At 60.1% G+C, this 12,694-nt stretch carries 11 protein-coding genes; 6 read left to right on the forward strand and 5 right to left on the reverse strand.

Features of this window, described 5'->3' with window-relative positions:
• The first annotated feature begins 41 nt into the window (after window positions 1–41).
• From R0J92_RS02505 to R0J92_RS02520, 4 genes are all read left to right on the forward strand, one after another.
• The gene (locus tag R0J92_RS02505; RefSeq protein WP_106162982.1) at window positions 42–701 is read left to right on the forward strand and encodes a M48 family metalloprotease; all 660 of its coding nucleotides are present in this window, start codon (window positions 42–44) and stop codon (window positions 699–701) included.
• A 9-nt stretch (window positions 702–710) separates the two neighbouring features.
• A complete protein-coding gene (locus R0J92_RS02510) occupies window positions 711–1,091 on the forward strand; it encodes a YigZ family protein (protein ID WP_106163119.1) in 381 nt (126 codons plus the stop codon).
• Window positions 1,092–1,190: 99 nt separating this feature from the next.
• Window positions 1,191–1,466, forward strand: coding sequence for a DUF6455 family protein (locus R0J92_RS02515; protein WP_317386698.1), 276 nt, complete (start codon window positions 1,191–1,193; stop codon window positions 1,464–1,466).
• A gap of 175 nt (window positions 1,467–1,641) precedes the next feature.
• Window positions 1,642–2,466: a hypothetical protein gene (locus tag R0J92_RS02520; protein ID WP_411050607.1), complete on the forward strand. Its 825-nt coding sequence runs from the start codon at window positions 1,642–1,644 to the stop codon at window positions 2,464–2,466.
• Window positions 2,467–2,532: 66 nt separating this feature from the next.
• Here R0J92_RS02520 and rimO read toward each other — a convergent pair whose 3' ends face one another.
• The gene (gene rimO / locus R0J92_RS02525; RefSeq protein ID WP_411050608.1) at window positions 2,533–3,936 is read right to left on the reverse strand and encodes a 30S ribosomal protein S12 methylthiotransferase RimO; all 1,404 of its coding nucleotides are present in this window, start codon (window positions 3,934–3,936) and stop codon (window positions 2,533–2,535) included.
• A gap of 154 nt (window positions 3,937–4,090) precedes the next feature.
• Here rimO and R0J92_RS02530 point away from each other — a divergent pair, with 154 nt between their 5' ends.
• Together R0J92_RS02530 and R0J92_RS02535 are read left to right on the forward strand one after the other, a co-directional pair.
• On the forward strand, window positions 4,091–5,503 hold the full coding sequence (locus R0J92_RS02530) for a pentapeptide repeat-containing protein (RefSeq protein ID WP_411050609.1): 1,413 nt from the start codon (window positions 4,091–4,093) through the stop codon (window positions 5,501–5,503).
• A gap of 115 nt (window positions 5,504–5,618) precedes the next feature.
• On the forward strand, window positions 5,619–7,544 hold the full coding sequence (locus tag R0J92_RS02535; RefSeq protein WP_411050610.1) for an AsmA family protein: 1,926 nt from the start codon (window positions 5,619–5,621) through the stop codon (window positions 7,542–7,544).
• 152 nt (window positions 7,545–7,696) lie between these two features.
• On the opposite strand, the gene R0J92_RS02540 is transcribed toward R0J92_RS02535, so the two are convergent.
• Genes R0J92_RS02540 through R0J92_RS02555 form a run of 4 tightly spaced genes read right to left on the reverse strand, consistent with a single transcriptional unit; the run spans window position 7,697 to window position 12,416 of the window.
• Window positions 7,697–9,193 (reverse strand): phosphomannomutase/phosphoglucomutase, encoded by a 1,497-nt coding sequence (locus tag R0J92_RS02540; protein WP_411050611.1) that lies wholly within the window; start codon window positions 9,191–9,193, stop codon window positions 7,697–7,699.
• Window positions 9,194–9,216: 23 nt separating this feature from the next.
• Entirely contained in the window at window positions 9,217–10,050 is an 834-nt protein-coding gene (kdsA, locus tag R0J92_RS02545; RefSeq protein WP_411050612.1) for a 3-deoxy-8-phosphooctulonate synthase, read from the reverse strand.
• 4 nt (window positions 10,051–10,054) lie between these two features.
• On the reverse strand, window positions 10,055–11,779 hold the full coding sequence (locus R0J92_RS02550; RefSeq protein ID WP_411050613.1) for a capsule biosynthesis protein: 1,725 nt from the start codon (window positions 11,777–11,779) through the stop codon (window positions 10,055–10,057).
• Window positions 11,757–12,416, reverse strand: a complete 660-nt coding sequence (locus R0J92_RS02555; protein ID WP_106162973.1) for an ABC transporter ATP-binding protein — start codon at window positions 12,414–12,416, stop codon at window positions 11,757–11,759. The genes R0J92_RS02550 and R0J92_RS02555 overlap by 23 nt, the downstream gene beginning before the upstream one ends.
• Window positions 12,417–12,694 lie beyond the last annotated feature (278 nt).

Below are 12,694 nucleotides of genomic sequence, written 5' to 3' on the forward strand. Positions count from 1 at the left end.
CGGAACCGGGCTAGCCTGAGTGTGTTCAACCGTGGAATGTCATGCGTCGTTTCTTGATTCTCATTGTCCTGTGGGTTGCCGGCTGTGCCGGTATCACCGCCGACGACCCGACCTATCGCGCCTTTGTCGCGGTGGCGCAGGATGTGGAGCCGGTGGCCGAGGCCGAATGCCGCAAGCGCAATCCCAACCGCAACTGTGACTTCGAGTTGCAACTGGATATGGACCCCAAGGCGCCTGCCAATGCCTTTCAGTCGGTGGACCGCAGCGGGCGTCCGCTGGTGATCTTCACGGCGTCCATGCTGGAGAGCTTCAGGAATCCAGACGAGATGGCCTTTGTGATGAGCCATGAGGTGGCGCATCATATCCTCGGCCATCTGGACCAGCAGCGGCGCAATGCCGTGCAGGGGGCCGTGTTTCTGGGAGAGCTGGTCTCGCTTGAAGGGGGCACGCCGGAGGAAATCGCCAATGCGCAGTATGTGGGCGCTGTGGTGGGCGCGCGCAGCTATTCAAAGGCGTTTGAGTTGGAAGCGGATGCGCTGGGCACGGTGATTACCCATCTGGCGGGCTATCGTCCCAGCATCGGGGTCCAGTTCTTCGATGCCATCCCGGATCCGGGGGACGCCTTTCTGGGCACGCATCCGGCCAACCCCGACCGCATCTTGGTGGTCAAGAAAACCATCCGTAAATACGGTCTGAACTGAGGGCTGATGATGACGAAGAACCCGGACGCTGCGCCCGTGGCGTTGACGAAACTTGGCGTGGTGCTGACGGATCGGGGCTCGAAATATGCGGTCACCGGTGCCCCGGTGGGCAGTCGCGCGGATGTGGATGCGGTGCTGGCGGCGCTAAAGGCAGAGCGCGCTTATGCCAAGGCCACCCACAACACCTGGGCGGCAATGCTGCCCACCGGCGGCCTCAAGGCCGACGATGGCGAGAGCGGCGCCGGCATGGTGATCCTGCGGATGATGGAGCGCGAGGGGCTGTCGGATCACGTCATCATCGTCACCCGCTGGTATGGCGGCAAGAAGCTGGGCGGTGATCGGTTCCGCCGGGTGCAGGACGCGGTGCGCGCCTATCTGGAAGCCCGCTGAGCGGGGGCGGTGGCCATAGGTCTATTTGACCTGCATCAAGGCGTCCGCCTTTGCGCGCTGGCAGAGTGATCCGCGTGAACAGGATCAGGAGCGCGTATCATGACCGACCCGGAACAGCTGAAGACACACGCGGCCCTCTTTGACCGTATGGGCAAGGCCATGGGGCTGGACCTTGAGGAAGAGGCGGTCAGCGGTACCCTGCAGTTCGAGGAAATCGCCGAGGCGGTGCTGCGCTGCACCCGCTGCGCCTGCCCGCAGGTCTGTGATCGCAAGCTGGCGAGCCTTGAGGGCGAGATCGAGCGCACGCCGGATTATTGCCGCAACGCCGATCTGCTCGCCTATCTGAAGGAAGAGCACGCGGTGGCAGCGGAGTAGGGTCCGGGCCGGGGCGAAGCAGCAAGCAGGACCGAAGTCTTCACTCAGAATACAACACAAACTGAACAACGAAAAGCGCCGCTCTTCCGGATCGGAAGGGCGGCGTTTTCTCTTGGTATTATCAGCTAGAAAAGTTAGAGTATTCTTTGGATTGTGTGCTAATTAAAGTAGGCGAATGATAGAGTTTTTTAAGCAAGTGTATTCGGGCGCGCTTGAACGAGTTCGTTCTCCGTTAGCTTTCAGTATTCTCTTGAGTCTGTTGATTTGGAATTGGAGGTCTGTTCTTGTAATTTTTTTCTCTGACTATTCTGTGTTTGTTAGGATCTTGCTGGTTGAGAAGTATAGCGATTTGCACCACTCTTTGATATATCCAGTGTCAGTAGGTTTTAGCATCGGAATTGCTTGGCAATTCCTGTCGTTGATAGGTGCATGGTTTGCAAAATTTCCAAAGTTTCTAATCTACAAGATTGACCAAAGCGAAGTAACGCGGAGAGAAGGACATAGCCTTCATGTCGCAGCAGAGAGGCTGAAAAACAAAGCAGATTTTGAAAGGGCGCGTGCCGAACTAGAAGAGAGGCAAGAGGTGGAAATCATTAAACGTGGGGAGCGGTTGCAACGCGCTTCCGAAACTAACGAGGCCACGGAAAAAGAAATTCTCGACAGTAGAAGAGTTAATTCAACAGATGCATCTGCATGGGTGCTTGAAAGTGATGCGGTGCACGTGTCTGGACGTTATGTTTTGCACATTCTTGCGGAGGCGACGGAGAGTTTGTCGAGGTCGGAAATTGCAGATATGGTTTTAAAGAGTCTTTCAAGCGAAGATAGAAAAATCTTTGAAACATTAATGCGGCTGGAGGTGGAGATTGGCGAGGCTCTTCGTAGGTTTCTTGGTGAGCAAATCGTAAATGAAATTTTGCGAGCTGGAGAGAAAAATTACATCCTCACCTCAAAAGGGTACAAGCTTAGGGATCAAGTTTTGGAGTTTGGAGAAATACTCTGAAGTAATTATTTTTGCTTTATCTCGGGGGTTGTCCGGCATTTCGGCCGGACGTGAGGCCTTGTGAGGTTAGCGCAGCGCGCCCCAAAGATCATACTCCCCGGCCTCGTCCACCTCGACCGTCACCAGATCGCCAACGTTCAGCGCATCGGTGCCCTCGTCGATGAACAGGTTGCCGTCGATCTCTGGCGCGTCGGCCTTGGTGCGGCAGGTGGCGATGCCGTCCGCGTCAATCTCATCCACGATGACCTGCATGGTCTGACCCACCTTGGCGGCCAGTTTCGCCTCGGAAATCGCCTGCGCCTTCTGCATGAACCGCTCCCAGCGCTCCTGCTTCAGCTCCTCGGGCACGTGATCCGGCAGCGCGTTTGAACGCGCACCATCGACGTTTTCGTATTTGAAGCAGCCCACCCGATCCAGCTGCGCCTCGTCCATCCAGTCCAGAAGATGCTGGAATTCCGCTTCCGTCTCGCCAGGGTAGCCGATGATGAAGGTCGAGCGCAGGGTGATCTCGGGGCAGATATCGCGCCAGGCGCGGATCTCGTCCAGCGTCTTGGCACCAGCGGCCGGGCGGGCCATGCGGCGCAGCACATCCGGGTGGGCGTGCTGGAAGGGGATGTCGAGATAGGGCAGCACCGCATTGGCGGGATCGGCCATCAGCGGGATCAGCTCGCGCACATGCGGGTAGGGGTAGACGTAATGCAGCCGCACCCACAGCTCATCTGCGGGGGCGAGTTCGCCCAAGGCGCGGGTGAGGTCGGTGATATGGCTGCGGATCTCGCCCTCTTTCCACGGGTTCACGTCATATTTGCGATCCAGACCATAGGCGGAGGTGTCCTGAGAGATCACCAAGAGTTCGCGCACGCCGGCGCCCACCAGCTTTTCCGCCTCGCGCAGCACCGCATGACCGGGACGCGAGGCCAGCTTGCCGCGCATGTCCGGAATGATGCAGAACTTGCACTTGTGATTGCAGCCCTCTGAGATCTTCAGATAGCTGAAATGCCGCGGCGTGAGGCTGACGCCAGTGGCGGGCAGCAGGTCCACAAACGGATCCGGGCTGGGCGGCACGGCGGCATGCACCGCATCCAGCACCTGTTCGTATTGATGCGGGCCGGTGACGGCGAGGATGCGCGGGTGGTGTTCGCGGATGTAATCGGGTTCGGCCCCCAGACAGCCGGTGACGATGACCTTGCCGTTTTCCTTCAGCGCCTCGCCAATGGCCTCCAGGCTCTCGGCCTTGGCGCTGTCGAGAAAGCCGCAGGTGTTGACGATCACCGCATCGGCGCCGGCGTAATCGGCGGAGATGCCATAGCCCTCGGCGCGCAGCCGCGTCAGGATGCGTTCGCTGTCCACCAGCGCCTTGGGGCAGCCGAGGGAGACCATGCCGAGGCTCGGCTGGTCCTTGCGGGGGGCAGCGCCAAAGGAGGGTTTCGGCGCGAGGTCGGGGCGGAGATCTGGCGGATTGCTGGTCATGGCCGTCCTATAGACCGCGCGCGCGGTCAAGGGAATAGGGGGTTTGCGCGCAATGTGCCCCTGATTGACGGGGCGGGGCGGCCATCTGCCTTTCACGGAACACAAAAGCTGCGCTAGGCTCCGGGCAGTTGATTTGCAATGACGTGAGGCTTTGATGCCCGATTCCGCCGACACGCGCCCACCAGAGACCCCAGAGGGCCTGCGCCCGGCCAATGAAAACCCCTGGTACATCCTGATGACGCTTCATGATGAGCAGAAAGGGGAGTTGATTGATCGGGTATTGCACGAAAAGAACCGCCGGGCGTGGAATGCCTGGTCGGGACACGCGCTGAGTGCTGAGGAGCGCGAAGCGGCGGCGAAGAGTTCTGAAATCGATATGTCAGAGCTAGAGGCCTGGGACGGACTGGCAGAGGAGATCAAGGCACGGTTCGTAGCGGAGTATCAGCGCCGCAATCCAAAGGTCGACGACGTACCAGATCTCCCCGCTCCCGAAGGCCCTATAGAGCTGTCAAAAACAGCCTTCTCCAATACAGTTGTTTTGGAGAAGGCTGTTTTTGCATCACATGCTCAGTTCTCGTCCGCGAGCTTCGCGCGGAACGCTTGGTTCGCCTCGGTCCGCTTCACTCAGGGCGCTTGGTTCGACGCCGCCACCTTCACGAAGAGCGTTTGGTTCTCCGTCGCCACCTTCACGCAGGGCGCTTGGTTTACTTCCGCCACCTTCACGCAACAGGCTTGGTTCATCTCTGCCACATTTAAGCAGGCCGCTCGGTTCGACGCTGCCACCTTTACGCAGGCCGCTCGGTTCGACGCCGCCAGTTTCAGCGGCTTTGCCTATTTCACAGGAACCCGTTTTGGGAGTTCTACTGAAGAACCCTGCATCCCGGATTTCAGTGACTGTCTGTTTGAAAAACCAACCTCCTTCCGTCAGGCGCTGTTCTGTGATGGCTATCCGGATTTCTCGGGCGCGGTGCTGCATGACAAGACCAGTTTTACCGCGCGGATGCTGCCGACTTCGGATGAAATTTCCGAAGATGAAGACCTTGAGGGGCAGACCTACTGGCCTCAGAAAACCAAACAGGACCCGGTCAGTGCGCGTGAAAGCTGCGCCACCATCCGGCATGTGCTGACCCAGCAAGGGCTGCCGGAGGAGGCGCATTTCTTCTTTCGCTGGGAAATGTATTTTGCCGGGCTGCCCAGTGAAGGGTGGAGCCTCGGCGCTCGGCTGCCTTATCTGTTGTTTGGCTGGCTGTCCGACTTTGGGTATTCGATCCAGCGGCCCCTGTGGTGGCTGGTGGGCGTCTGGTTCGTTGGGGTCGCGGTGCTTTGGGCGGTGTTCTCCTTTCCTGGCGCGGCATCCGTACTCACTCAGAGCGATCTTGGCACGGCGGCGGCGCTCAGCTTTTCCAACCTCTTTCCGCTGTTTGGCTTTGGCCGGGTATTTCTGGGGGATGTGCTTGCAGCCCTTCCGCGCGGCGCGCAGGTGCTATGCGGCCTGCAAACCGTGTCTTCACTGCCGCTGCTGTTTTTCCTCGGTCTGGGGCTGCGCCAGCGGTTCCGGCTGCGCTGAGCCATGGTTTTGAGGACACGGCCGGATTGATCCCGCGGGTGAGGGTTGTAATCTGGTGCAAAGCCCTGAACTTGGGCCAGACATCTGCTGAATTCCCAAAAAGGGGCCACGAGCCATGCGCCTGATCCTTCGTCTTCTTACCGCCCTTGTTCTGACCGTCGCTGCGGCCTTTGCCATTCTGGCGTTTATTCCGGGGCAGAAGCTGGCGGAGCTGGTGGGCCAGCAGATCGAAAAGCAGACCGGTCGGCAGGTGGTGTTTGGCGGTGACGTGCGATTCTCGCTCTGGCCGACGCTGGGCATTCAGGCCGACACCGTGGCGCTTGCCAATGCGGATTGGGCGGGGCCGGAGCCGATGCTGACCGCCGGGCGGCTGGTGATCGGCGTGGATGCGGCGGATCTGATCCGGGGCGATGTGCGCATCACCGAGCTGACGGCGATCGTGCCGCATCTCAACCTGGAAACCCGCGAGGACGGGACGGGCAACTGGGTGTTTGAGAGCGCACAGGCCGAAGCGGGCGCAGCGGGTGAGAGCGCCTCCTTTGCGATCGAGGCGGTGACGCTGAACGGGGCTTCGCTGCGCTATGCGCCGCATGGTCAGGACGTGATCGAGATGAGCCAGGTGGACCTGAACCTGCTGTGGCCTGATCCCAACGGCACCGCGACGATAGATCTGACAGTGCGCCCATCGGGAAAACCGGTGCGGGTTCAGGGGGAAGTGGGAAGCTTCAAGCAATTCCTGCTGGGGCAGGTGGCCTCGGTCGGGGCGACGGTGACGACACAGGCCAGCAAGGCGCGGCTGGATGGGCGGGCGGATCTGACCGGCGCATTTGATGGACGTGTGACGGGCGCCAGCGAGGACACCGGCGCGTTGATGGCGGCGTTGGGACTTGCACCGGCAGAGATCCCGCAGGGGCTGGGCCGGACGGTCGAATTTGCTGCCGACACCACCTACACACCGGACGGCCGCATCGCGCTGCGTGACCTGAGCCTGTCGCTGGATCAGAACACGGTGACGGGGGAGGCTGATGTGAACACAAGCGCCTCGCCGCTGCAGCTGACGGCGGCGTTGAAGGGCGATGTCCTCGACCTAAGTGCACTGGATGCTGCACCTGCGCCCTCCGCCGGGGGTGCAGGGACGGGCGGCGCTGCGGCGCGGGGCTGGTCGACAGAGCCGATTGATGCCTCGGCCCTCGCGCTGTTGGACGGACAGATCTCGCTGGATGTGCAGGGGCTGAAAACCTCCTCGCTGACGCTTGGACCAAGCCGGCTGACGGTGGCGGTTGAGCGCGCGCGTGCGGTGCTGTCGTTGCTGCCGGTGCAGGCCTTTGGCGGTGCGGTGCAGGGGGAGTTGATTGCCAACAACCGCAACGGCCTGTCGGTCGCCGGGCGGCTGAGCTTTGCCGAGGTGCAGATGCAGGAGGCGCTGGGCCAGCTGGCGGGATATGACAAGCTGCACGGCGAGGCATCCGGGGCGCTGGATTTCCTCGGTGTTGGCAATTCGATGGACCAGATCATGAGCTCGCTGGATGGCAAGGGCAACGTGGAGCTTGGCAAAGGGTTTTTCACCGGCTTTGACCTGCAGGCGATCATGGACCCGGACGGGGGCAATGGCGGTTCCACCATCTTTGAGGGGCTGACGGCCAGTTTCGCGATGGAAGATGGCACCCTGCGCAATGATGATCTGCGGGCTGCGCTCAAGGTGCTGAAGGCCGAAGGTGAGGGCCGTGTGGGGCTTGGCGCGCAGGATCTGGATTACACCTTCACCCCTACGGCATTCGCCAGCGACACGTCGTCGGGCATATCCGTGCCGGTGCGGATTCGTGGCTCCTGGTTCGATCCGGAGATCAAGCCGGATCTGAGCAAGCTGGTGCAGCCGAAGCTGGATGAGGCTGAGGAAAAGGCCAAACAGGCGGTGCGTGACAAGTTGAGCGAAGAGCTGGGCGTGCCGGTCGAAACTGAACAAGACGTCAATGACGCGCTGAAACGCCGCGTTGAGGAAGAAGCACGCAAGCAGTTGCTGAAGTTCCTCGGCGGCGACTGAGGCGAGGACGGACTGGGGCGCTGCCCCGGACCCCGAGGTATTTGAGAAAAGCTGAAGGGTGCCGTCGCGCTGGTTGGCGACCTGACATGAGAAAGGCCGCGTCTTCGGAAAGGAAGGCGCGGCCTCTTTGGTCTTTGTCGCTGAGGGCGTGCTCAGATGGTTTGGTCGTAATCGCCAACGCCCGGTTCGGTGCGGATGACATCGTCGATATCGGCAAAGATTGCGCGCATCTCGGCTTCGCTCTCAGAGCTTTCGCAGACCACCACCAGATTAGGCGTGTTCGATGAGGCGCGCACCAGACCCCAGGAGCCATTGTCGAGGATCACCCGCGCGCCATTCACCGTGACCACATCCTGAATGGCGCGGCCGGCAACTTTCTCTCCGGCGGCGTGTTTGGCGACCAGCTTGTCGACCAGACGTGCGAGTATGTCGTATTTTTCGGTGTCAGAGGCGTAGGGGGACATGGTGGGCGTCGCCCAGGTCTTTGGCAGCGCCTTGCGCAGGTCGGACATCTTCATGTCGGGGTTGCGGTCCAGCATCTTGCAGACCTCGACCGCGACGCGCATGCCGCAGTCATAGCCGCGACCGATCGGTTCCGCGAGAAAGTAATGGCCGGATTTCTCAAAGCCAGCCAGCGCGCCGATTTCCTTCACCCGGCGCTTCATGTGGCTGTGGCCGGTCTTCCAATAATCGGCCTTCACGCCGTTTTTCAGCAGCTCGGGATCAGACGCATAGAGGCCTGTGGATTTCACATCTGCAACAAAAGTGGCATTTGGATAGATCTTGGACAGATCGCGCGCCATGATCACGCCAACCTTGTCGGCAAAGATCTCTTCACCCTCGTCATCGACCACGCCACAGCGGTCGCCGTCGCCGTCAAACCCAAGCGCCAGATCAGCCCCCGACGCTTTGACGCTGTCGGACATATCATGCAGCATTTCAAGGGCTTCTGGGTTGGGGTTGTAGTGGGGGAAGGTGTAATTCAGGGTGTTGTGACTGGGCACAACCTCAACGCCGATGCGCTCGAAAATCTCTGGTGCAAAGGCCGATGCTGTGCCGTTGCCAGTGGCGCAGACGACCTTGAGAGGACGGGACATTTTGAAGTCGCCGACCAGATCGTCGATATAGGCCTCTTTCACTCCCTCAATAAATTCGTAAGAGCCGCCCTCGCGCCGCTCTCCTTCACCGCGCAGCACGATATCGCGCAGCTCGCCCATCTCGTCCGGACCATGAGTGAGCGGACGGTCAAAGCCCATCTTCACCCCGGTCCAGCCGTTGGGGTTGTGCGAGGCGGTGACCATGGCGACCGCGGGCACATCGAGATGGAACTGCGCGAAATACGCCATCGGAGACACGGCGGGACCGATGTCCTTGACCTTAATGCCAGCCTGCATGAGGCCCAGCATCAGTGCGTTTTTGATGGCAAGGGAGTAGTCGCGGTAATCATTGCCGACGGCAATCACCGGTGCGATGCCCCGGCGGATCATCTGGGTGCCGAGGCCAAGCCCCAGTGCGGTCATGCCGGGCAGGTTGATCTCTTCCGGGTACTTCCAGCGCGCGTCATATTCGCGAAAGCCCGTGGGCTTGATCATCGCGTCGCGCAGGAACTCCCAGGTGTTGGGCGTCACTTCGGGCTGAGGCTTGGTCATATGTGTACTCTTTATCTCGGAGCTCAGAGACGGATCGGATCCGCTTTCGCAAGCGCATCAAACCCCATCAATGTATCAATCAATTGCGGCATATCTTTCAGGTAAATCATATTCGGCCCATCGGAGGGCGCGTTGTCCGGATCTTCATGTGTTTCGATGAAAACCGCGGCAATGCCCAGAGAAACGGCAGCACGCGCCATCACCGGCGCAAATTCGCGCTGTCCACCGGTCGATCCGCCCTGACCGCCGGGCTGCTGCACCGAGTGGGTGGCGTCCATGACGACGGGATATCCGGTTTGCGCCATCCGGGGCAGGCCGCGCATATCGGCGACCAGCGCATTGTAGCCAAAGGAGGTGCCGCGCTCTGTCAGCAGGATCTTGTTGTTGCCGGTGCTCTCGACCTTGGACACCACATTGTCCATGTCCCAAGGCGCCAGGAACTGACCCTTTTTGATGTTCACGGCCTTGCCGGTGTTACCAGCGGCAAGAAGCATGTCGGTTTGACGGCACAGGAACGCCGGGATTTGCAGGATGTCGACGACGTCACCGGCGACGATGCACTGGGCTTCGGTGTGGACATCTGTCAGCACCGGCACGCCAAACATGTCGCGCACCTCGGCGAGCACCTGTAGCCCGGCGTCGATGCCGAGGCCACGCTTGCCGGAGAGCGATGTGCGGTTGGCCTTGTCATACGAGGCCTTGAAGACGAATTGTGCGCCGGCGGCGTCGCAGGCTTCTTTCATCTTGCCGGCAATCATCTGCGCGTGATCGGCGCTTTCCAGCTGGCAGGGGCCGGCAATGACGGTCAGAGGACAGTCATTGCCAATGGTGATACCATTGATGTCAATTTTTTTCATGAGTTTACGAAGATACCTGTTCCCGAAGAATGGATGCCGTCAGGGCACACATCAGGTAGATACCGGAAAAGATCAGGAAAGCCAAAATCGTATTTTCGAACTTGCGCGGGCTGGACGGGCTGTCGGAGGGAACCGGCTCAACCGCGGTGGTGAGGTAGCGCACCTGACGATTGGCCTCCATGCGGGTCTGTTCCACCTGCTGTAGTGCCGATTGCAGCATCATGTCGCGGGTCGCGAGATCAGCCTGCGCCATCTGAATCTTGACACTCAGAGAGGCAAGCGAGTTTTCGCCCTGCGACGCATCCGTCATCCGCTTGTTCAGGTTGTCGATCAGGGTTTCCAGCCGTTTGACATCGGCTGCAGTGCCTTCGACTTTTGCCGCGTTCGGGCGCAGGTTGTCCTGCAAGGCGGCCAGTTCCAGCTTCTTTTGCTGTAGCTGCAGTTCGAACGTGTTGATCTGGCTGCGCAAAGACGCGATCACGCCTTCCGGGTCAAGGACGGCGCCCTGCTGTTGCAGACGCACCAGTTCGGCCTGCGCGTCCCGGCGCTGCTGTTCTGCCAGTTCCAGCGCACGCTCGGCATCGCCGACCTGGTCGTCTCGTTTCTGCTCGGACAGGTGGTTCACCTTCTCCTGCGCGTAGGAAATCAGTCGGCTTGAGAATTCCGCCGCAACCTCAGGCTCGGCAGCGGATACTTCCATCCGCACCACGCCTTCGGTCGGATCATAGCCGATCTTCACATTGCGTTCGTATATCGTGTAGGCGTCGTCGTTGGTGGCGCCAGGTTCCAACCGCTGGATCGGATCAATCCAGTCCTGGGTGAAATGCGCGCGAAAGCCCGCTTCTTCGTCGAGACGGCGCATCGCCTCCTTGGATTGCAGATAGGCCTGCACGGCGATCGAGTCCTGGCTGGTGGCAAACTGAGTGCCGCTGAGCAGGCCGCCAAACCCGGAAGCGCCCGTGCTGTCGGCCTTCAGCACCAGAAATTCCGAATGGGAAGAGTACATCGGCGTGGCGACGTTGTAATAGTAAAACCCCACGACAAATGTGGGGATCATCACGAAGGCCCCAACCCGTGCGCCGAGCAATGCCATCTTGCGCCGACGGCGGCGGGCAATGTCACGTTGGATGGATTGGATTTCACGGTTGCGACGCTCAGCGGGGCTGAGGTGTCCGGGCGTGGGAGGCGCGGCTTTCTCCCGGCTGACTGTCTGCGGCAAGGTCTGTGCATCGGCCCCTGACGGTGATGTCGGGGCGGGCACTGACGCCTGTTTTGACTGCGGAACCACCAGTTCCAGCATGTTCGAGCGTTTGAACGGATCAATACCGATCTGACGCAGCTGGCGCACGGCGTCATAATCCGAGGTCGCCGGCAAATCGTGTTTCTGCGCCACGCGACGGGCCAGGCGGAGTTGGCGCCCCGTGAGGCCTTCGCGTTTGATCTCTTCGATGTCAGTGGATCCCGCGCCCGCAGCTGCGGACGCTGCCTGATCGCCACTGGTTTGCGCGGCGTTTGCGGCTGGTTGCGACGGTGCCGCGGGCGATGGACCTGACGGCTGTGCCTGCTGGTGCTCTGCCCCGGTGGGCTCGGTTGCGGCCGCAAAGGAGGCAGGGCTTTGCCGTGGCGGGTCTACCGGGCGGGCGGTCGCAGAGCTGCGTGCCTCGGCCTCCCCGAAGGAGGACGGTGAACGCCGGATGCGAAATCTCTTAGCCTTGGGTTTCGTAGTCATAGAGCTGTTTCGCTTCTTCCAAGGTTTCAAACATGTGGAGCTGCCCGTTCGACAGCACGGCGGCGCTGTTTGCGAATTTCTCCAGCGTGCTGGGCTGATGGGAGACGATGACAATCGTCGTGGTTGCCAATCGTTCCTGCAAAATGGTGCCAGCCTTGCGATTGAACTCCACATCGGTGGAGCTGGGCATGCCCTCGTCAATCAAATATATATCGAAATCAAGGGCAAGCATCAGCGCAAAGGTGAACCGGGACTTCATACCGGCGGAAAACGTCCCAAGGGGCTGGTCGAAATACTCATTAAGACCACACAGCCAGCGGCAATAGGATTCAACGTAATCCGGGTCCAGACCATACAGGCGGGCGATGTAGCGGCTGTTTTCCATTGCCGAGAGACGTCCGACAACGCCGCCCATGAACCCCAGTGGAAAGGAAATCTTGCAGCCGCGGTAAATTTCGCCATCGTCCGGCTTTTCGAGACCCGCCATCATGTTGATCAGCGTGGTCTTGCCGGTCCCGTTCGGAGCCAGAATGCCAAGCGAGGTGCCAAGCTCTACCTGAAAGGAGACCTTGTCCAGGATCACCTTGCGCTGGGTCCCGGTCCAGAAGGATTTACTGACGTTCACAAATTCCAACATGACCTGCTCGGCTTGCCGTCTCTTACCTCAATCAACAGAGTGTCCATACACCCTGCTATGTTCCCTCAGCGCATTCGCGCCATTCTTGTTGTTCGTCCGCTCGGGCGGTGTTTTCATTCGCGTGATGCGAACCATATGCCCTGCCGGGCGTTCGAAACGACCCGACACATGCCTGTGCAGCGAGTGCTAACACAGGAACGTTAACGGTTTACGCGTTGATTCAGGCGCAAATATGTCGAATTTGAGCGATGTCATGCCATAGAGCAGGAACGATTGCG

This window comes from Tritonibacter sp. SIMBA_163 (genome assembly GCF_046535935.1).
GTDB classification, from domain to species: Bacteria; Pseudomonadota; Alphaproteobacteria; order Rhodobacterales; family Rhodobacteraceae; genus Epibacterium; species Epibacterium scottomollicae.